Below are 21,898 nucleotides of genomic sequence, written 5' to 3'. Positions count from 1 at the left end.
TTGGAAATCTAAAATAGAGCCTAAAATAAAGAGATCTGGGGGCGGGTGCACCGGCCCTATCCCTGCCTCCCCCACAGGTCGTCCCAGTACCGGTTGACCCCCTCCCGGTAGAACTCAAGAAAATCTGGCGACGGAATGAGGGGTTGTTCGAGGCGCTCTCGTGTCTCTTCGGAGAGCCTTCCGGCCCTCACCACCTCTTCTCCAGCCGCCTGCACCACCTCCCGGTACCCCTCGACCGCCTCCGCGGCGGCCGGCTCGGTCAGCCAGGGCCCGCCGCCGCGGTAGATCTCGGCGACGAACTCAGTCCTGTAATTGCGTGCCATCCGTTTCGTCAGCAGCCTGAGCACCTGAAAATGACTCTGCTCAGGAAAACCGCAGTTCGAGATCATTACGAACTTCGGGATCTTCCGGCCGCCCCTCGACGGATGGACCGTCTCCCCTCCTTCGTCCACCATAAAATGAGGATCTCCGGTCGGCAGGAGGCGATCGATGAAGACCTTCAGGTGACTGGAGATGTTGTCGTTGTGAAGCGGCGTCGCAAAGACGACGAGGTCGGCGGCGGAGTAACGCTCGATCAGGTCTTCCATGTCGTCTTTCAGGACGCATTTCCCCGCCGGGGACGCCCAGCACTGAAAACATCCCAGGCAGTGTCCGATCGTTTTCTGTGCGAGAAAGACGTTCTCCACCTCGGCACCCGCCCTTGCCGCCCCTTCGAGAAAGGCGTCGACCATGACGTGGGTGCTGCTCTCCTCGGCCTTCGGACTCCCGTTGAATGCCACGATTTTCATCGGTGCCACCTGAGCGGGATGGGGTCATGGGGGGTAAGAAAGTTGTGGGTGATTCACTCCACCGCCGCCCCCACCTATCTTTGGTCCGTGGGGGGTCCGGGGGGTGAAACCCCCCGGCACGAGACAGCAGAAATATTTCTCCGAACTTGGGCGGCACGTTCTGACCATCTCGCCTTCCCAACACCATCGGCCGGGGGCGCTGCCCCCGGACCCCCAGGATGGCGATTGGGCCGGGACGGCTCAATCGATAGACATGAAGAGAGGGGTGACGTCTTCAACCAATCGTGTGGCGGAGGACCGGGGGGTGGCACACCCGCCTCTCTCACGTCCGCCGGAACATCGCCGCCATCTCGTCAGGCGAAAATAAAATCACCGTTGGCCGCCCGTGCGGGCAGGTGTACGGATTCTCGGTATGCGCCAGTTGCTCGACGAGCCGCTGCATCTGCTCGTGGGTGAGGGGGTCGCCGCCCTTGATCGCACCCCGGCAGGCCACCCGTCTGGTGATCGCCTCACGCCTCCCCACCGGGTCTGAAGGCGCCTCGCGCACCAGGGCAGAGACGAGGTCGCGGACCACCTCTGGCTCCTCGAGTTTGCCCAGGACCACCGGGATGGCGTTCACCGCGAAGGTCGAGGGCCCGAACTCCTCGACGACGAAGCCCTCCTCCGCAAGAGTGGGGAGGGCCTCACGGGCGAGTTCGACCTCTGTCGGCGAGAAGGTGATGAGCACCGGGACGATCAGTTCCTGGGTCTTTGGGCCGCCTGCCTGCTTTGCCAGCACCTGCTCGTACAGGATCCGCTCGTGAGCGGCGTGCTGGTCGATGAGCACCAGGGTGCGCCCGCCGGTCGAGCCGACGATATAGGTGGCGTCCACCTGCCCGAGGACCGTGACCTCAGGGAGGCGGTTGCGCTCGGCACCCGCGAGCGGGAGCTGGGTCTGGCGGAGGCGGCGGTCCGACTTCGCATAGTGTGCAAGGCTCTCGCCGACACCAGGACGGGGAACGGCGGGGGCGGGGACGGAGGTGGGAATGCGGGATGGGAGAGGGGCCGGAGCGTGCGGCGCCGGGGTGACGCGTTCGGCCTCCTGCTCCCCGGCAAGGAGGTCCTCGCCATGGAGCGCCGCCCGCACCGCCCCGGTCACCGCCTCGTAGACCTCGCGCTCATGGGTGAAGCGCACCTGCCGCTTGGTCGGGTGGACATTGGCGTCCACCAGGCCCTCTTCGGTCGTGAGGGCGAGAAAGACCACCGGAAAACGGTTCGCCGGGAGGAGCGTCCCATACCCCTCCTTGATCGCCCGCACAAGCCCGGTCGAATAGACCGGACGGCCGTCGACCGAGAGAAAGATCTGGTACTGGTCGGCCCGCGTATGCGACGGGCGGGCGACAAAACCCCCGACCCGCACAAACCGGTTCCCGCCGCCCACCTGCACGAGGGCGCGGGTAAGGTCGGTCCCAAAGAGGGCACCCGCCGTCTCTCTCAGGTCGTCGGCGGCATAGGTGGCGATCCGCTCCCGTCCATTGTGGAGGAGGCGGAAGGCGACCTCTGGATGGGCAAGAGCGGTCTTCTCGACGACCCCATGGATATGAGCCAGTTCGGTATGGAGGGTCTTGAGAAATTTTCGGCGTGCGGGAGTGTTGAAGAAGAGGTCTTTCACCTCCACGCTCGTCCCGTCAGGCGCCCCGACCTCGGAGACCTCGGGTTCGCCCCCGCCCCTGACCTGCACCCGCGTCCCGGCAAGGACCCCGCGGTCCCGCGGTTTCGTGACGATGGTCACCTCCGCGACCGAGGCGATGCTCGCAAGCGCCTCCCCCCTGAACCCCAGGGTGTGGAGACGGTCGAGGTCCTCGATCTCCCTGATCTTGCTGGTCGCATGCTCCTTGAACGCCAGCACCGCATCGGCCCGGCCCATCCCGACCCCGTCGTCGACGACCCGCACGATCGTGACCTGCCGACGGTCGGAGGTCACCTCCACCCGCACCAGACCTGCACCGGCGTCGACGGCGTTCTCCACCAGTTCCTTCACCACCGAAGCCGGGCGCTCCACCACCTCACCGGCGGCGATCTGGTTCACCGTCCCGGTCGGGAGCACCTGGATGGTGGCGTCCTCCACATTCATGCCGACCCCTCCTTCCTGGCCATCTCCCTCAACTCGTAGAGTTTTTCGAGGGCCGAGCGCGGCGTCATCGCGTCAGGGTCGAGGTCGCGGAGCGCCCTGAGGACCGGGCTCTCCTGGGGGGGTGCCTGGGCCGGGGCGACCCCCTCCTGCGGCGGGAAGAGGAACATCTGGGCCGAACGCGCCTGCGCCGTCTTCCCCCCGCTCCTCACCTCCTGCGCCGTCTCTTCAAGCACCCTCCCGGCCCGCTCGGTGACGGCCCGCGGCACCCCGGCCAGGCGGGCGACATGGATCCCATAACTCCGGTCGGTCGCCCCAGGCACGATCTTCCTGAGGAAGACCACCTCGCCCCCGGCCTCCTTCACCGCGAAGTGATAGTTCTTCACCCGCCTCAGTTCCTTCTCCACCTCGATGAGGCGGTGGAAGTGGGTGGCAAAGAGGGTCCGCGGCCCCTTCGCCCCGGTCCCGTGGAGATATTCGAGCACCGCCTTTGCGATGGAGTAGCCGTCGACCGTGCTCGTGCCCCTCCCGATCTCGTCGAGGACGATGAGGCTTCTGTCGGTGGTGTTGTTCAGGATATTTGCGAGTTCCTGCATCTCGACCATAAAGGTACTCCGCCCGCTCGCCAGATCGTCTGAGGCCCCCACTCTCGTAAAGACCCGGTCGACGATCCCGACCGAGGCGTCGGCCGCCGGGACGAAACTCCCGACCTGGGCCATCACGGTGATCAGGGCGACCGCTCGCATATACGTGGACTTGCCTGCCATGTTCGCCCCGGTGAGGATGAGGATCTGGTCGCCCGCACCGTCGAGGCAGGTGTCGTTTGGGACAAAGGTGCCAGGCACCATCGCCTCGACCACCGGGTGGCGCCCGTCCCTGATCTCGGTGCGCACCGAGTCGTCGAGGGTCGGGCGCACGTAATTGTTCCTCACCGCCACCTCGGCGAGGGCGGCATAGACGTCGAGGAGCCCGATTGCCCGCGCCGTCTCCTGGAAGGCCGGGACATAGGCGTTGAGTTCTGCAAGGAGGGCGGCGAAGAGTTCGGCTTCCAGGCTGAGGAGGCGCTCGTCGGCATGGGTGATCAGCGACTCCTTCTCCTTGAGTTCAGGGGTGATGAAACGCTCGCCGTTTGCGGTCGTCTGCCGGCGTTCGTATTCTGGCGGGACCAGGTGGAGGTTGGGTTTGGTCACGTCGATATAGTAGCCAAAGACCCGGTTGTACTTCACTTTCAGCGACTTGATCCCGGTCCGCTCCCGCTCCTGCTGCTGGAACTTGGCGATCCAGGTCTTGCCAGAGCCCGAGACCTCCCTGAGTTCGTCGAGTTCCTTCGAGTAGCCGTCCCTGATGAACCCCCCGTTCTTGGTGTTGGCCGGGGGGTCGTCGACGATGGCCCGGCCGAGGAGGGCGCTCACCGCCGAGAAGTCTGAGACCGCTCCGAGGGCGGCGGCGATCCGTTCGGGGAGGTCGCCGCCGAGGAGAGTGCGGACCGTCGGGAGGGTCTCGACCGAGGTCTTGAGGGTGACGAGGTCGCGGGGCGTGGCATTCCCGTAGGCGATCCGCCCGGCGATCCGCTCGATGTCGGCACACTCCTTGAGCACGTCGCGGAGATCGCTCCTGAGGCTGGTGTCCTGGTAGAAGAACTCCACGGCGTCGAGGCGTGCGTCGATCGCCGCAGGCGAGAGGAGGGGGTTGACCAGGAACTGCCGCATCGTCCTGCTCCCCATCGAGGTCGCCGTCCGGTCGAGGAGGTGGAGGAGCGTCCCCTCTTTCCCTTCGCCCTGCATCGTCTCGGTGATCTCCAGGTTTTTGAGCGTGATCGCGTCCAGGGCCATCCGGTCGGCCGGGGCCCTGACCGCAAGGCCCGTGATGTGGGTGAGGGACTTGTACTGGGTCTCGGTGGCATAGGTGAGCGCCGCCCCGGCGGCCCCGACGGCCGCCTTCATCCCTTCGCACCCGAAGCAGTCGAGCGACCTGATCCCGAAGTGCTCAAGGAGGAGCGAGCGGGCCCTGGCTGGGGCGAAGGCCTCGGGGCGGTACGGGGTGACGAGCACCCCGGCATGGGAGAGGCGGGTCGTGAGGGCGTCTGGGAGGGGGGTGCCGGTGATGCACTCGTGCGGGTGGTAGCGCTCCACCTCTGAGAGGACCGGGGCGGCGTCAGCGTCGCCGGGAGCGTCGCCACCGACCTCTTCGACGAAAAACTCCCCTGTCGAGATGTCAAGGAAGGCCAGCCCCCACCGCCCGCTCTTCCCGTCAGGGGAGAGGGCCATCAGGTACCTGGCGCTGGGCGAGGCGATCATCGAGGCGTCGATGACCGTGCCGGGCGTGACCACCCGGACCACGCCGCGCTTCACGATCCCCTTCGCCTTCCTGGGATCCTCGAGCTGCTCGCAGATCGCGACCCGGTGGCCACGTGCGACAAGGCGGGAGACATAGGTCTCGGCCGAGTGGTACGGGACGCCGGCGAGGGGCATCTTCTCGCCGTTCTTGTCCTTGCCCCGCGAGGTGAGCACGATATCGAGCTCACGGGCGACCACCTCGGCGTCGTGACCAAATGTCTCGTAAAAGTCCCCCATGCGGAAAAAAATGATGCAGTCTGGGTGTTCTTCCTTCATCGCATAGAACTGCCGCATGGCCGGGGTCATCTTCGCCGCCTTCATCCTGTATGAGATCGGCCGTGTATCTATAAGGTGTTTTTTTCAGGGAGGTGAAGGTCAGGTTTCACCTGGATCTCAAAAATGGTTCTATTGCATGGTTCTGTAAAGTTCCTCACGGTAACTCCCTCTGCAGAGGGATGGCTGCGCTCCCACACATCCCCCGTGTCAAGATGGTGCGGGGTACGCAGTCCCTTCTTCATGAAGTCATCCCAAAACTCTCCGGCCCTCATCCTCACCGATTGAGAGCGATGGATGACAATGAAGAGATCCCAACTTTTTCATCGCGCACCCATGCATTCGTCGCCTTCCCCCTCGCCCCCGCCGGGGGCGATGCCCCCGGACCCCCGGGAGTACGATAGGGTTGGGAAGGCAGAATCGATGACCATAAAGAGAGTGCTGCCGTCCACGACCGATCATGACGCGGGGGGTCCGGGGGGCGGCAAGCACCCCGGTCGAGGAGAGTTTCAACCCTAGAGAGTTTTGGGATATGCTCCATGTCTATTGGGTGTGCCTCCCCGACCCAATCGTCATCCCAGGGGTCTGGGGACTCATCGAAACACTCCATGTTTCTCATCTCCACTCCGCTCACACATCAAAGATCTTCTCGAACGCGCTATCGCTCGTTTCCACCAGAACCCTGGGACTGCGATGGGGGCAGGTGGGGGGAGGGGAGAATTGTTTAGAGGAGGTTCCCATACTCCACCCCCCACTCACGCGAGAGAGATCAGATCCTGATTTCTATTTCAGAGAGGAGAGAGGATCGTCTAGAACCCCTCCTCCACAGTCCAATCAAGCCACTGGACCGATCTAAGTTCTTTTGCCGTCGCTTCGTCGACACCATAGACCTCCTGGTAGAAGTTGAGCGTCCACTCTCCAAGATTGACGTCCGCAAAACGCTCGGGATACGCGGCCTTTGCAATCACCATCGCCTCAACTGGATACTCAAGACGCTTTGCCCAGTTGTAAGGAGTCCAGGGGAGAGCATAGACGCGCTGATTCTTCACCGCCGAGATCTCCTGCAGGTTCTGGTAATATGGGGCGGTGTAGAGTTCACTCGCCGGGTGGTAGCCCTGCGCCGTCGGGAGAACGACGACGTCGGGATCGAGCGCAAGAATCTGTTCTGTCGAAAGAACAACAAATGCGCCTGTACCCTCATACACATTCTTTGCGTGCGCGATCTCCTCGATGAAATATGACTCGATCGTATCTCCGCCCCAGGCCATCCCTGCACCACCGCCCTGCCGGGCTCTCGGTGAGAGGCCAAGGTGCATCATCCGTGTCTTTTCGTCTTCAGGAATGTCCTTTGTGCGCGCACGGATATCTGCAATCCGCCCTTCGAGATAGGACGCGAGCGCATCGGCATCTTCCTGGCGAGAAAATACCTCGCCAACAACCCGGATCTCCTCGCCGATCTGGTCTACGTCCGGGCGTTCCTGGTATGGCGGGCCGACAAGGACGACAAGCGGGATGCCGAGCGAATCGATCGTCTGGATGGTCTTCTCAAGGGTTTCATCAGACCCCGCCCTGAACGAAGATGCCCCCATGCGGAGGAAGACGACGTCGGGATCAAGGGAGGCGAGGGTCTCATAGTTGATCCCTGTGCCGCTCTCGACCACCACCGGGAGGTCGGCAAGACCTGGTATGAGGTACCTGACCGGGTTCATACCATTCCGGTACTCATGCGTCCTGCCGTCCGTTGTCTCGAAGGCATAGGTATAGTTCTTCTGGCAGCAGGCGCCGCCGAGACCGACAATCCTGTCCTGCATCCCGAACCGGTACATGATGCCCTCGACGAACCCGTCGTCGATGGCGACGACTCGCTCGATCGTTGTCGGGAGTGCCACCGTCTCTCCGCGCATATCGGTGACTGTCCGTGTACCGGCGGTATCTTCTGTCGATGATATATCAGCAGTCGTTCCTGTGCATCCGCAGACAAGGGCCGCACAGAGTAGGGTGATGAATAAAAAGGCTGGTCCCACAACACCCGGGTTACGTTTCATAATACTATCGCGAAATGATATTATTTATATGTTCTATAGTCACAATTTTAAAAATAAGATGATTAAATGTTCACAAAAATTATTACAAAATTAAAAGAAATAGACACTGGCCCGCACAGACAGGAGGAGACCGTATGACAGAATCGACAGGCTTCAAACAGTTTTTTACCAATCTCGGCTATGATCACGTCGAAGGATTTGGCGAAGGGAGAAAGATCGCCGTCCTTGTGGCCCTCGCAATCCTCCTCTTTGTGACGGCGTGTATCGCCGTCATCGCCGGGGCATACGACCTCACGATCGCCGACGTGTACCAGACGATCTTCGTCCATCTCACCCTCGGCGACGTGACCGCCCTGCCCAAACTGCACAACACCATCATCTGGAACATCCGCGTACCAAGAGTTCTCCTCGCCGCCTCGGTCGGCGGGGCGCTTGCCATTGCGGGCGCTGTCTTTCAGGGCGTCTTCCGAAACCCCCTGGTCGAACCCTATATCCTCGGCGTCTCGTCGGGAGCAGCGTTCGGGGCGGCACTTGCAATCGTCTTTCCCGCGATATTTTTTTCGATCCAGGTCTCCGCGTTCGCCTTCGGCGCCCTTGCAGTGACAATGGCCTACTTCCTCGCCCGCGTCCGCGGTGAGACCCCTGTCATCACCCTCATCCTCGCCGGCGTCATCATCGGGTCGATCTTTGCCGCCCTCGTCTCGCTTCTCAAGTACATCGCGGACGACACCGCACTCAGGGAGATCGTCTTCTGGCTGATGGGCGGGTTTTACTACGCGACATGGAACGACGTAATCCTCTTTGTCCCCGTGGTCCTCGTGAGTTTTTTTGTTCTCTGGGCGCTCGGGTGGAAACTGAACATCCTCTCCATGGGCGACGAGGAGGCGCGGACACTCGGGGTGAACCCGGAAAAGTACAAGATCGTGGTCATCACGTTCGCCACCGCCATCACCGCCTTCGCCGTCTCGCTCGTCGGGATCATCGCATGGGTCGGGCTCATGATGCCCCACGCCTCCAGGATGATCCTCGGCCCTGACAACCGATTCGTGATCCCTGCGTCGATGATGATGGGAGGGTGCTACCTGATCATCTGCGACACCCTTGCCAGGACGCTGACCGCGGCAGAGATCCCGGTCGGCATCCTGGCCTCCATCCTCGGCGCCCCCTACCTCTGCTATCTGCTCCGTCATAAGGGCAAGGTGATCTTCGGATGAATGCGATGTTACGTGTCCAGGATATCCATTTCAAATACGAAGATGTCCCTGTTCTCTCGGGGGTCTCTTTCTCGGTAGGAGAAGGTGAACTCTGCGGGCTTTTTGGCCCCAACGGGTCAGGGAAGACCACACTGTTCAAGTGCTGCCTCCGCTTTTTGCGTGCCGAACAGGGTACGGTGCAGATGTGCGGCGAAGATATCTCGCAGCGCTCAATCGAGCACCTCGCACGGGTCGTGGCCTACGTGCCGCAGGAGCACAAACCCCCTTTCCCGTACCTTGTGCGAGAAGTCGTCCTTATGGGCCGGACACCCCACCTGGGGGGGTTCTTCGGGGTGAAGAGGCGTGACAAAGAGATCGCGATGGACGCCCTTGCCGCCCTCGGCATCACCGATCTTGCCGACCGCCCGTACAACCACCTCTCAGGCGGGCAACGCCAGATGGTCCTGATGGCCCGCGCCATTGCGCAGGACACCCCGATACTCTTCCTTGACGAGCCGACAAGCGCGCTGGACTTCCAGAACCAGATGCGCATCTGGGAGATCATGCGCGATATCGCCGAGGACGGCAAGACCATCCTCGCCTGCAGCCATGACCCAAACCATGTCGCCTGGTTCTGCGACCGGGTGGTGGTGGTGGGGGATGGCCGCGTCGTGGCCGAGGGCGAACCTGCCAGCGTGATCTCAGAGGAGGTGCTCAGGACGATATACGAGGACGCCTGCTCCGTCCGGACGCTTGACGGCGTGCAGATGGTGATGCCGCGCTGCGTGACCGACCGTCCCTGCACCAGGGATGCCCGGGTGCCTGGCGTGGAGGGGGCTGAGATGCAGTTGAGTATTGATGTGGATGCAGTACCGCACAATTATCAAAAGTATGGAGAATCTCAATGAAACACAACAAAATTGACTGGAACGATGTCTGGAAGGAACTGTACAATGAAAATCTGCACTGCCGCGGCAGCGACGAATGTGCCTCGATCTGGGAGTCCCGGGAGAGAGCACGGGATTTCTTGAATCGATCCCTGGACAATCCAGAACGGATCCTCAACATCATCACCACCCTGCCGGTCGAGTCCGGCACACGGGTGCTCGATATCGGGGCCGGGCCTGGAACCCTGGCGGTGCCGCTTGCAGGTGTCGCCGCTCACGTCACCGCCGTCGAACCGGCAGACGGGATGGCCGAGGTGATGACCGAATATGCCGAGAAAGAAGGGCTAACAAACCTCTCGGTTGTGCGAAAACGCTGGGAAGATCTCGACCCGGCCGTCGATCTCGACGGACGGTTCGACGTCGTGGTCGCGTCGTATTCGCTCGGGATGCCTGATATCAGGGCGGCGATCGAGGCGATGTGCAAGGTCTCCTCGCGATGGGTGTATCTCTACTGGTTTGCCGGCACGACGACCTGGGAACAGGCGCAGATCGACCTCTGGCCGGCACTCCACGGGACAGAATATCGCCAGGGACCGAAGGCCGATGTCCTCTTCAATGTCCTCTATTCGATGGGGATCTGCCCGAATGTCCAGACCTCACGGATGGCACACACCCGCACCTTCCCTGACCTCGATACAGCAGTCGCCGAATTCAGAGCGCAGTACAGGGTCGAGACGCCCGCACAGGAGAGGGTGCTGAGAGACTATCTCGCCAGGACGCTCACGACGAACGGCGGGACGCTCCTCCACTCGGGCATGACCACACGGGTGAAGTTCTGGTGGGAGGTGAACAGGTGCCAGTGAGCGGGAGGCGCGGCCGGGCGACCGTCGTCCTGTGTCTGGCATTTCTGCTCATCCTCTCCGCGGGATGTATGGGTACAGAACAGTCGGGAGATGCATCTGGCCTGAGCGGCGACGAAACCGAATACCGGACAGTCGTCGACTCCCGCGGCGTCGAGGTGCAGGTGCCGACCGAGATCAGGCGCGTCGTCACGGTCTCCGACGGCCTCATCGAGAGCGTGATGACTGTTCTTGGAGAGGAGAAAAAGATCGTCGGGGTTGGATCGTCGTGCATCCAGAGAAACTTCAACTACACCTTTCAGACCAGTGGCGGGGAGACCTACGAGTATAAAGACGGGATGAACCCTGTCACCTACCTGAACCCCTGGATCATGGACCTACCTCTTGTCGGAAAATCAGGTACGGCCATCAATTACGAGACCCTGGCAGGGCTTGACCCCGACGTGGTCATCCTGCGGGCAGGGTCATGCACGCTTCGCTCGATGAAAGACGAGGGGGTGCAGAAGACCATCCGGACCATCGAAGATCTCGGGATCCCGGTTGTCGTGCTCAAGGCACACCCGTGCTATGACGACCCCGACCTCTCGACGATGTCAGACGAGATCAGGATCATCGGCGAGGTCTTCGGAAAAGAAGAGAGGGCTGGCGAACTTGCAGACTATCTTGAATCCCAGACCACTCAAGTATTTGAACGAACCATAGGCATTCCAGAAGATGAAAAACCGGACGTTCTCGTCTTCGGTGCCTCGCCCAGTTCCCGGAAAAATGGAGGGGCAGGAAATGTGAAGGGGATCGACACCATCGAGTCGTACTTTATCGAGGAGATTGTCCACGCAAAGAACGCCTACCAGGAACCAGGAAATTCGGTCGTCGTCTCGGCAGAGCAACTCCTTGCCCTGGACCCGGATGTGATCGTGCTCGGCACCTCTTCGGGATACCACCCACCTGAGGAACTCTACTCGGCGCCCTACTACCAGAATGTCGCAGAACTCTCGGCCGTGAAAAACTTGCGCGTCTCATCGTTCCCGTGGGAGCCCTGCAACTGCGCCAAGCGTCTCGAGTACCCGATCGACGTGATGGTGATCGCCAAGGCCGCCTATCCAGACCGCTTCGCCGACATCGATCTCGGCGAGTGGCTGCTGGACTTCTACAAAAACGTCTACGGCGTGGACGACGAGACCGCAGAGGCGTTGCGGTCGGCGCAGTGGATGGACTGGTGCGTCGAGACCTGCCCGACCTGCGAGTGAATGAGTTATGGAAAAGCAGAATGTTCTGATCATCGGTGTCGCGGCGTGCATCTGCGTTGCGATCATCGTCACTCTCTTCCTTGCGACGGCACACCCCGCCGGAGAGGGAACGCCCGGGCCGGAGAACACCGACGCAGACAGGTGGAAGACCATCACCGATATGCGTGGCGTCGAGGTGACGGTCCCCGACGATCCGCAACGGGTCGTGACCATCTCCAGGTCCCTCATCGACACCACGATGTACATCTTCGGGGTGGAAGACCGTATCGTGGGAGGGAGCATCTACGAGAAACCCATAATAAAAGGAACATATGTCTGGAACGGCACCGATTACACGGTAAATACCTGGATCGGAAAAATACTCAATCCTGAACTGGACCGTCTGACCAATGTCGGCGGGTTTGGCGGGCCATATGGTCCTCCCAATGTGGAGACAATCGCCGGCTTAAACCCCGACCTCGTCATCCTTCGCGATCTCGGCGAACAGGAAGAGAACACCGGGAGGTTCCTGAACCAGCTCGAGTCTGCCGGGGTCCCGGTTGTCGTCCTGAAGTATCCCTCCTGTTATGAACACCCGTCAGTGGATACGATGTACGAGGAGATCAGGGTGCTTGGTGCGGTCTTCGGGAAAGAGGACCGGGCAGAAGAGATCGTGGAAACGATCCATTCACGGGTTACCTCTATCCACGACCGCACACAGGACATCCCACCGGCCGAACAGAAACGCGTCCTCTACTTCGGGGCCCCGACCTATGCAAAGGACAAAGGAGGAGCGGGATACGCATTCGGTTCAGGGACCACGGAGGTGGGGATGATGGAGGACGTCGTCCATGTCAGGAGTGCCTACACCGAATCGGGCAGAAATATGATCTCGGCAGAGCAGTTGCTCGCCCTCGATCCAGACGTCATCATCCTCAGCACCTGGAGTGGCTACCATCCGCCGCGGCAGCTCTACGAGGACACACAATATGACACCATCCAGGACCTCAGGGCGCTTAAAGAGGGGGAGGTCTACGCTCTGGCGGCCACGCCCTGCAAATCCGAGCGGCTCGAGTTCCCGATCAACATGATGATCATGGCAAAGGCGGTCTATCCTGACCGATGTGCAGATGTCGACCTGGAGACCTGGATCAGGGAATACATCGTCGAACTCTACGATACTGACGAGGCTACGACCGATTCCATTGTCGATGCCCTGATGCTCGAGTACCTGGAGATCGTCTGAGCCTGAAATAAATGGAAGACTGGGTGCAACCATCTCCCCTGGTTCGTCTCCTCTTTTTTCGCGCAGATCCGTTGCGCACGCCGGCAGGACCACACTGATATTCACAGAGTATCACGACTGTCCGGTTCTCCACACTGCAGGTCAGGCCACTCATCAAGGCGTGTGTCTGTAATTACCCCTACGTCCACATCACCATGCACGAGATCCACTTCGACACCACACACAGCGCGACGATCCTCCAGGTTCTAGTCGATCATTCCTGAACCATGAGCATGTCCCAAAATTCCCTGAGGCCCGACCCTCGTCTTGAACTGAAATCTTTCCTTCCTGGAGTGCGACGCCCTGGCCTCGACCGGGGGGCAGCGCCTCCGGCATGAAGAGGTGAGATGGCGAGGGACACACGTCTCCCCCACACGATAGGGGAGGGGTTCTCCAGAGCCGGAATCTCTGAAAAGAATGTTTTGATTCGAGGGGGTGCGCACACCCCTGGGGGTTGTGGGATCTGTTCTGTCCTCTTGCGGTCATCCTCGGGGAGGTCCCCAGACCGTGTTGATGCATGGAGAGAGGAGAGGGCTCTCGCGAGGTGTAGCGACAGAGGTTGAGCCCGTGTAATGAGCGGTATTCATCACCTCACACTCTGCAGAAGGAGTTTCCGTTTCAACACTTCCAGCGCCTCCCCGGCGATCTCCTGCACGTCGTCGTCCCGGTCGCCGAGGGCCACGAGAAGCGGGCGCTGCGCCCTGAGGTCCCCGAGCTGGCCGAGGGCCCATGCCGCCTTCTTGCGCACCCTGGGGTCGGGGTCGTCCTCCAGCGCCCTGATCAGGGGCTCGACCGCCCGCATATCCCCGAGCCGCCCGAGCGCTTCGGCCGCCCCCCACCTGAACTCAGGTCTCTCGTGGTCGAGGTTCCCGAGGAACTCCCTCACCACCAGTTCTCGCTCCTCCTCTCTCATATGCCTCCCATAGGCGCGGCCAGGCAAAAACCTGCCTGTTGGACTCTGGAGAATCTGGCATGAATCGAGCACGCGCCTCCGTGAATATCGCATGACATTTTTCCGGGTACACTCCCGACCGCCTCTTCCCGGGATGACCACCCGGCCAGGAGGAGGATATTCGGATTTCATGAAGATGAGATCCTATCTCCCGCCTTTTTTCTTCTGTGGGGGAAAACCGGATCGACATGCCTTCCTCATGAATCGCGCCGGGGGCGCTGCCCCCAGACCCCCGAGATGAAGAAGATTGAGCCGGGAAGGCAGAATAGATGTTCATAGAGAGAGTGCTGCCGTCCTCGACCTATCATGTCGCGGGGGGTCCAGGGGGCGGCACGCCCTCCCCTCGCCTCCTCTCCAGAAGAAAAATCCTCATGGACCGCCTCGCGGGAAGGTCTATAAAGTGTCACTGCCATGAAACAGAGAGGAGTTAACATGGCAAATCATCCAGAAGGAGCAAAGGTCGTCCTCCACACGACGATGGGCGACATCACCATCCAGCTTTATGGCGACATGCCGATCACCGCAGGGAACTTCGAGAAACTCGTGAAAGAAGGATTTTACGACGGCGTCATCTTCCACCGCGTCATCGCGAACTTCATGATCCAGGGTGGCGACCCAACCGGGACCGGGATGGGCGGGCCTGGATACGTGATCCCTGACGAGTTCACGCCCTCGAACAGGAACGACCGCGGCACCATCTCGATGGCGAATGCCGGCCCGAACACCGGGGGAAGCCAGTTCTTCATCAACCTCGTGGACAACGTCCATCTCAACCAGATGCACCCGGTCTTTGGTGAGATAGTCGAGGGTCTGGAGGTCGTCGACGCCATCGGCACAACCCGGACCGACCGCCAGGACCGGCCGCGCACCGAGGTCAGGATCACGAAGGCCGAGGTCCTCTAAACCCGGCATCTCAGTTTTTTCTCTCTTTTTCGCAAGGGCTCTCCCTACCCCCATCCGCAGTTTTATCCCCGCAGGTTCGTACCTGAGTACAGACATGGACGTCAATTTCAAGCGCTACGGCCTCTACCTGATCAGGTGGCAACTCTCCACCCCGATCCTTGCCGGCGTGCTCATCCTTCTCTCCACGATGGACCCTCTCCTTGCGACCGTCATCGCCAACCTCATCGGCGGGCTCATCTTCTTCTGGGTCGACCGGTTCATCTTCACCTCGAAGGCGCTCGCCGCTCAGTGGGAGGTGAAGGAGAATATCGCGTGCGTGGACTGCGGGAAGGTCTGCCGGGGTTACCGCCTGGTGAAGACCGCCAACTACGACAGGACCGACGACCACGCTCCTGAGTTTCGGTGCGAGACCTGTTCGCAGAAGAAGACCGAGGAACTGAGAGCGCGCGGCGTGGATTGTTGAGGGGCGGGGTGCGGACCCGATCCTTTTTGTTGAACTTGCCGGCGGGAGGATTCCCCCCGGTGCGAGACGACGGTGAAGAAGTTGCGAGGGCGGCCCGTCTGAACAGCACGCCCCCCTGAAAAACGGTCGGAGTTCTTCTCCGGAGCGTTCGGCCGCCGACCCACCGCCGATCCCTTCCGGACGGGAGGCGGGCGCATCCCGGATCGCCCCCCACACTTCCGGATATGGGCGGGTTCCGAAACAATCGGACGATATAACCAGTTTTTTCTCCATACGACGACACGATTGTGACTCTATTCTTTATGTGGCGCTATCTCTTGTTAGAACGCTCATTTTTGCCTGGATCGTCCCCCACAGCGACGGCGAGAAATTCACAAGATCTGTTAAACATAATTAACAGAAACATCAAAATCAATTTATATTATATATCGAGAGATGATATCGATCTACAATTTACAGGGCGGTATCACATGAAATCGAAAATCGATCGAAAATACAAATTATCCAACCATTCTAATCTCGAAGCACGGATAAAACCGGGAGTTTTTCTCCTCTTCCTCCTTCTTGCTGGCCTCCTCCTCGTGGCACCGGTCTCGGCCGGGTCGGCGACGACCGAGTTGACGGTCTCAAAACTGGCAAAGGACGGGACATTGATCGCTCAGGAGACAGTCGACTATCAATGGATGGAAAAGAATCTCCCGATACAGGGAGACGGAGTGACGCATTACTATCATCAGGGGCCCGAACTCGGGGAAGAGGACGAGGACCTGCGATGGAACCCCCAAGAGGACGGGAACATCCCGGACAAGGACTATCATGCCGTCAAGGGGACCGACGTCAGGGATCTCTGCGAACTGGTCGGCGGTATGAGCCCGAACGACACCATCATGATCAAGGCCAATGACGGGATGTACCAAATCTTCGGGTACCGGAACGTCTACGACCCCGATCCCAGGCAGGGGCCGATGGTCGTCACCTGGTGGCGGCCGGACAAGGGGTATGTCCCGAATTATTTTGACGGGATGCGCCTGATCTTCTTTGCCGACGACTCCACCAACCCGTGGGGGTGGCATGTCTTCGGGACGTGGGACATGCACGAGTGCATGGACAAGAAGTACTGGCACTATTACATCTCCAGCAGGGAGAAGTACCCGGCGACCACCGGACTGTCAGTAAAGTACATCGACCGGGTCATCATCCGTTCGCAGGACCCGGCCCCCCTCTTCAGGGTCAACTTCGCCGCGAACCAGACTTCAGGATATGCCCCTCTCACCGTCGCCTTCACGCCCGAGACCTCGGCGACGACACCGACCGGATGGCAGTGGGACTTCGGCGACGAGACCGCCGGTTCGCCGGCAGAGAGTCCAGTGCATGAGTACACCGAACCGGGCACGTACAACGTCACGCTCACGGTGACGGCCGCGGAGGGTACGGCGGCCTGGACAAAGAAGGGGTATATCAGGGTGAGCGAGCGGCCGGTGCTGACCGCGGTCTCGGTCTATCCTGCGGATGCGACGGCGGTGGTCAGGAAGACGAAGCAGTTCTCGGCCGTGCCCAGGGACCAGAACGGCAAACCGATGGAGGGCGTCGCGGTCTCCTGGTCGTGCGACAACGAAACGGTCGGGACGGTGGACCCGGCCACCGGGCTCTTCACGGCGCTGGCAGAGGGGACGGCAACGGTGACGGCGACGGCGGGCGAGGTCTCAGGGTCGGTGACGGTGACGGTGGGCCAGGCGCCGCCCGCGGCGAAGACGATCGTCGTCGATATCGACGGCGGCGGGGACTACACCACCATCCAGGAAGCGGTGCTCTCTGCCAATCCCGGAGATACCGTCCTTGTCAGGGACGGGACGTACACCGAGAACATCGATGTCGGCAAACGCCTGACCCTCGTCTCAGAGCATGGCGCCACAGCCGTGACAGTGAAAGCAGTGAATACTCGCGACGACGTGATCGCCGTGAACGCTGACAACGTCACCATCGAAGGGTTTGCGCTGACCGGGGCGACGAACGAGGGGGTCGGGCTTCTCCTGGACGGCGTGCGGGACTGCCGGGCCGCAGATATCGTCGCGTCCTCCAACTATCAGGGGATCGTCCTGAAGGATGCAGAGAACGTTACTATCCGCAATTCTTCGGCAAATAAAAACGCACAAAACGGGATGTCCCTCAATGCCACCAGAAATTCGGCAATCACCGGATGCACGATCTCCGAGAATACATTCAACGGCATCTGTCTCCAGAAGGCGGACAGGACAACGATTCTAGACTGTACAGGATCCTGGAACGGCGTATATCATATTGACGTGACCGATTCGCCGGATACGACGATTGAGAACTGCTCCATGACTTCAAGCAAGAAGTCCGGGTTGCGCATAACCGGATCGGACAGGTCGTCGGTGCTGAACAGCGCCATCACAGAGAGTGCATTATTTGAGATCGTGCTGGGTACATCATCTGATCTCGTACTGGAGGGGAACACCTTTACCGGGAGCGTACCCATGAGCAGTGACGGTATCAGGGGGGAAGGCCGGTTCGAGAATCTCACCGTCGATAAAAATACTGTTTCCAGAGGGATGAAACTCGGGAGCATCGCAAACGCCACGGTATCCGGGAATTCTGTTTCAGGCGGATATTGTGGGATTATAACGTCTTCCAGCGACAGCCTGATCTGCGACAACTCAATTGTCGGGAGTTATAATGGATTATATCTGGGTCAATCGAAACGAAACGTCATCGTCAACAATACATGCTCCAGATGCGGGAAAACAGACCTTTACCTCAAGAGTGCGAACGAAAACCAGATCTACCTGAATACCTGGGCCAAGACCAAAGATGTACCCACCAGCGGCAAGACCAGCTGGATCAGTGAAGGCTCCTCGAATATGGTCAACACCCCCGAACCATGCGATTACTGGTACAACGGCACCCTCTACCAGGGTTATCTGGGCAACTACTACTACAACTACGATGGGACCGATGCAGACGGTGACGGTATCGGCGACACTCCCTATATCGCCTCGGCGACGGATCAAGATCTCTATCCTCTGATGGAACCGGCCGACCGGTACGAGGTCCTCCCCCCGATGCCAGAGGTGCAATGGGGGCCGTACCTGACCGGGACGACGACGAGCGGGACGACGGTCAACTGGAAGACCGATATCCCGGCGGCCGGGATGGTGGAGTACGCCGCTGAAGCGTACTTCACCGAGCACGGGAAGTACGACCGCAATGTCTCCGCTGCCGGCGAGGAGGTGCTCAGGCATGTGAACCTCACCGATCTTGCGCCCGATACCCGCTATCATTACCGCGTCCACGCGGGCAGGAATGTCTCCGCGGACCTGACCTTCAGGACCTTCCCTGCGGCCGGGCCGTGCACCTTCATCGTCTACGGCGATACGCAGGAGCAGATCTCCGACTTCACGCAACTGGAGCGGCACAAACTCGTCGCGGACCGGATTGCCGCGGAGGAGCAGGACGCTGCCTTCGTGGTCCATGTCGGCGACACGGTCTGCGACCCGAACAACCCAGAGGAGTGGGACCGGTTCTTTGCCTCCGGGCGGGCGCTGTATGCGAACACGACGCTGTACCCGACGCGCGGGAACCACGAGTATTGGGACGATGCCGAAGAGTTCATGGCGGCGTTCCCGGTTCCCCACTGGTACTCCTTCGACTGCGGGGACGTGCATGTCGCCATGCTCGACTCCAACGACGATGTGGGACCGAGGATGACCGAACAGACGGCGTGGCTCGGAGAGGATCTGGCGGAGAGCACCGCGTCCTGGACGTTCGTCGCCTTCCACCATCCGCCGTACAGCTCTGGCACCCGTCATCCGGGCGGATGGAAGAACTTCCGGACGCTCTGGGGGCCGACTTTCGAGGCGAACGATGTCGATGTCGTCTTCAACGGGCATGTCCATTCGTACCAGCGGTACCTGGTGAACGGCACGCAGTACGTCGTCGCGGCGACCGGCGGTGGTCCGCTGTACACTCTCACCGAGGAGAAGGAGGCCGGGTACCAGAACAGTCTGGAGCATACGCTCGGTTATACGCGGGTGACGGTGGACCCAGCGAACGAGACGATGACGATGGAGTTCGTGCCGGTGGCAGACATCTCCGAGGACAACAAGGAAGTCCTCGGTATCCGTCCGCCCGGCGAGGTCTTCGACCGGGTGGTGATCGACCGGAGCGGGGTGCCTGATCTTCTCGTCACCGGGATCGAGGTGCCTGATCTCGATCCGGGCGTCAATGCGACGGTCACGGCGAGGGTCGAGAACAGCGGAGGCAAAGACGCCGACGCCTTCGCCGTGGTGTTCGCGGTGGACGGTGCGAAGGCCGGGACCGAAACGGTGGCCCGGCTTGCGGCCGGGGACCATGCGGATGTCTCCTTCGTCTGGAGGCCGGCGGCCGAAGGGGTCTACGAACTCTCCGTCATCGCCGATCCCGACGGCGCCGTCGAGGAGGCGGACGAGGAGAACAACATCTTCAGGCGCGTCGTCGTCGTGGGCGCGGGCGGCGACGAGTCCGATACGCTCACCCTCATCCCCGGCTGGAACTTCGTCTCGGTGCCGAAACGGCTGGCGCCCGGCGCCGACACGATGGCGGTCTTCGAGGCGGTGGACTGTGCGGGCCACTCGATCTTCGGGTACGCCCAGCCGGACGGCTGGCGGGTGCTCAAGTCTGACGATCGGCTCGGGGTGCTGGACGGCATCTGGATCTATGCAAAGGAGAGCACCGCCGTCGGGCTGACGTACAACCCCGACCTCAGACAGGTACCGCCGGTGAAGCACCTCGCGCCCGGATGGAACGCGATCGGGTTCTCGGACACCGTCCCCGCACCGGTGGAGGAGACGCTCCAGTCGGTGGACGGGGCATGGTCCTCTCTCGTCGGGTTCGACAGGATCAGACAGGAGTACAGGCCGGCCGTCACCGCCGGGAGCAACCGGATACAGCATATGGGGCCAAAGGAGGGCTACTGGATCTTCATGAGCGAGAAGGGAGATCTTGCGGCGATAGGGGCGTGAAAAAGGGCGCCCGAGATCTTTGAAATATCCATAATATATTGCTTTTTTTAGATTTCAACAAATATTTTAAAGCGCTGAATGGATCCTGGCCGATCGGTCTCCCCGAAATTTCAAAATGCATCCATATCTCCTCTCTCCGGAAATACCCAAAAGAATACGGCCATATCATATTTCCCTCATCACATCAGGTGCAGAGGTCGGAATCACCTGAAATCCGGGGAGCGGGTACGAGGGGCATGCGGCGCATGCGGACAATCGGATCAACAAAACATCATTAACACGGCCAGAAATGTAATCAAAACATTTTTATTATATTTTGTTTGAGCATTCATTGTCTCGGATGAGACAATCAGCATAAAATCCCGAGGTGATAAAATGAAAGCCAAATCTAGAATCTTGCTGATTGCAGTCTGCCTGTGCATCGCCCTGATGGCGGCACCGGCAACAGCATCAGATAGTGTGACGGTCACGAAGTACGCGGACAACAACTACTCCGTGTCTGACAGCCAGAAGACCCTGTACGCCAGCGATCTGAAAAACGGCACCAACACCGTCGTAAGCAACGGCAACATCTCCATGCAGGGCCCGGTCTTCCTTGACGAGTGGATCGACGCCGGTCTCGACGAGAACGACTACAACAACTGGGACCAGAACCAGACAGGAGTCAACCTCCGCGACTACGGCGCCCACAACGGCACCTTGATCCGCACCATCGTCAGTGAGGTCGGCAACATGAGCACCGGCGACGAGATCGCGATCAAGAGCGTCGGTTCCAAGACCTACACCATGTGGTTCAACGCCACCCACGTCAACAACCCGCCCTCAGGGCTCGGCGAAATGGTGCTGACCTGGTGGGACTCTGCCTATGGAGACGTTCCGACCTGGAGCGACGGCATGCGTCTCTTCTTCTACGATACGACCGACAACAACTTCACCAACTGGAACATGCACGAAGCGCTGCCGTCCTGGTACTGGAAGTACTGGTACGACAAGTACGACAACTACACCGCATACCCCTCAGCAAAGGGCCTCTCGGTGAAGCAGGTCACCAACATCGACATCTACCCCCCACACCGCTATGACTTCGCCACCGGCGGAGACACCGTCGAGTACGCGTACGAGGGCGGCGTGACCGGCGTGCCGAGCGCTAGCGACGTGCCAAGTGGTACCGTCGACACCTCGATGATCGCCGCCGATGACGGTGACGTTGACAGTTCCAGCACTTCAACCAACAACGAGTCCGCCGCTCAGCGCTTCGTCTTCAACGTCACGGAGAGTGCGAGCAACATCGAGAAACTCGCCTTCACCTGGGACGGCACTGGAACTTATGCCGGCGGCACCGACGGTGCTGACCTCTACATCTGGAAGAGCGGCACCGGCTACGAGACCTTCTCCGGCGACATCACCTCAGACATCGGTGACTACGTCGTCAACGGGAATGTCACCGTGCTCGTGAAGCAGAAGGGTGTATCAAATGGATTGTATGCATCAACCCTTTCGACCGATTACGTAAAGCTCGTGGTGACGCATCACCACACCAACTAACCCTTTTTTTC

At 60.4% G+C, this 21,898-nt stretch carries 14 protein-coding genes; 9 read left to right on the top strand and 5 right to left on the bottom strand.

Annotated elements, in window-relative coordinates; genetic code table 11:
- Positions 1-56: 56 nt before the first annotated feature.
- The 4 genes from J2129_RS01900 to J2129_RS01885 form a co-directional block, all read right to left on the bottom strand.
- A complete protein-coding gene (locus J2129_RS01900; RefSeq protein ID WP_209629105.1) occupies positions 57-788 on the bottom strand; it encodes a flavodoxin family protein in 732 nt (243 codons plus the stop codon).
- A gap of 322 nt (positions 789-1,110) precedes the next feature.
- Positions 1,111-2,901, bottom strand: coding sequence for a DNA mismatch repair endonuclease MutL (gene mutL, locus J2129_RS01895; RefSeq protein ID WP_209629102.1), 1,791 nt, complete (start codon positions 2,899-2,901; stop codon positions 1,111-1,113).
- Positions 2,898-5,555, bottom strand: a complete 2,658-nt coding sequence (gene mutS, locus J2129_RS01890; protein ID WP_209629100.1) for a DNA mismatch repair protein MutS — start codon at positions 5,553-5,555, stop codon at positions 2,898-2,900. Before mutS ends, mutL begins: the two co-directional genes overlap by 4 nt.
- A 761-nt stretch (positions 5,556-6,316) precedes the next feature.
- Complete coding sequence (locus tag J2129_RS01885; RefSeq protein WP_245320542.1) at positions 6,317-7,411, bottom strand: ABC transporter substrate-binding protein; 1,095 nt, start codon at positions 7,409-7,411, stop codon at positions 6,317-6,319.
- A gap of 275 nt (positions 7,412-7,686) precedes the next feature.
- On the opposite strand from J2129_RS01885, the gene J2129_RS01880 reads away from it, so the two are divergent.
- Genes J2129_RS01880 through J2129_RS01860 form a run of 5 tightly spaced genes read left to right on the top strand, consistent with a single transcriptional unit; the run spans position 7,687 to position 12,964 of the window.
- A complete protein-coding gene (locus J2129_RS01880) occupies positions 7,687-8,766 on the top strand; it encodes an iron ABC transporter permease (RefSeq protein ID WP_209629096.1) in 1,080 nt (359 codons plus the stop codon).
- Positions 8,763-9,653, top strand: coding sequence for an ABC transporter ATP-binding protein (locus J2129_RS01875; RefSeq protein WP_245320541.1), 891 nt, complete (start codon positions 8,763-8,765; stop codon positions 9,651-9,653). Before J2129_RS01880 ends, J2129_RS01875 begins: the two co-directional genes overlap by 4 nt.
- Entirely contained in the window at positions 9,650-10,495 is an 846-nt protein-coding gene (locus tag J2129_RS01870) for a class I SAM-dependent methyltransferase (RefSeq protein WP_209629094.1), read from the top strand. Before J2129_RS01875 ends, J2129_RS01870 begins: the two co-directional genes overlap by 4 nt.
- The gene (locus tag J2129_RS01865; RefSeq protein WP_348632277.1) at positions 10,486-11,739 is read left to right on the top strand and encodes an ABC transporter substrate-binding protein; all 1,254 of its coding nucleotides are present in this window, start codon (positions 10,486-10,488) and stop codon (positions 11,737-11,739) included. Before J2129_RS01870 ends, J2129_RS01865 begins: the two co-directional genes overlap by 10 nt.
- Before the next feature lie 7 nt (positions 11,740-11,746).
- Entirely contained in the window at positions 11,747-12,964 is a 1,218-nt protein-coding gene (locus tag J2129_RS01860) for an ABC transporter substrate-binding protein (protein ID WP_209629092.1), read from the top strand.
- A gap of 625 nt (positions 12,965-13,589) precedes the next feature.
- Here J2129_RS01860 and J2129_RS01855 read toward each other — a convergent pair.
- Positions 13,590-13,916 carry a HEAT repeat domain-containing protein gene (locus J2129_RS01855; protein WP_209629090.1) on the bottom strand — a complete coding sequence of 109 codons (327 nt, stop codon included), beginning with the start codon at positions 13,914-13,916 and terminating at the stop codon, positions 13,590-13,592.
- Between the two features lie 471 nt (positions 13,917-14,387).
- On the opposite strand from J2129_RS01855, the gene J2129_RS01850 reads away from it, so the two are divergent.
- The 4 genes from J2129_RS01850 (at position 14,388) to J2129_RS01835 (ending at position 21,887) form a co-directional block, all read left to right on the top strand.
- Positions 14,388-14,858 carry a peptidylprolyl isomerase gene (locus tag J2129_RS01850; protein ID WP_209629088.1) on the top strand — a complete coding sequence of 157 codons (471 nt, stop codon included), beginning with the start codon at positions 14,388-14,390 and terminating at the stop codon, positions 14,856-14,858.
- Positions 14,859-14,952: 94 nt separating this feature from the next.
- Positions 14,953-15,321 carry a hypothetical protein gene (locus J2129_RS01845; RefSeq protein WP_209629086.1) on the top strand — a complete coding sequence of 123 codons (369 nt, stop codon included), beginning with the start codon at positions 14,953-14,955 and terminating at the stop codon, positions 15,319-15,321.
- 470 nt (positions 15,322-15,791) lie between these two features.
- Entirely contained in the window at positions 15,792-20,342 is a 4,551-nt protein-coding gene (locus tag J2129_RS01840) for a NosD domain-containing protein (protein WP_209629083.1), read from the top strand.
- A 375-nt stretch (positions 20,343-20,717) separates the two neighbouring features.
- On the top strand, positions 20,718-21,887 hold the full coding sequence (locus J2129_RS01835) for a hypothetical protein (protein WP_209629081.1): 1,170 nt from the start codon (positions 20,718-20,720) through the stop codon (positions 21,885-21,887).
- Positions 21,888-21,898 lie beyond the last annotated feature (11 nt).

This window comes from Methanofollis sp. W23 (assembly GCF_017875325.1).
Classification (GTDB): Archaea; Halobacteriota; Methanomicrobia; order Methanomicrobiales; family Methanofollaceae; genus Methanofollis.
The sequence above is the reverse complement of the archived record's forward strand: the minus strand, read 5'-3'. Positions and strand labels throughout refer to the sequence as shown.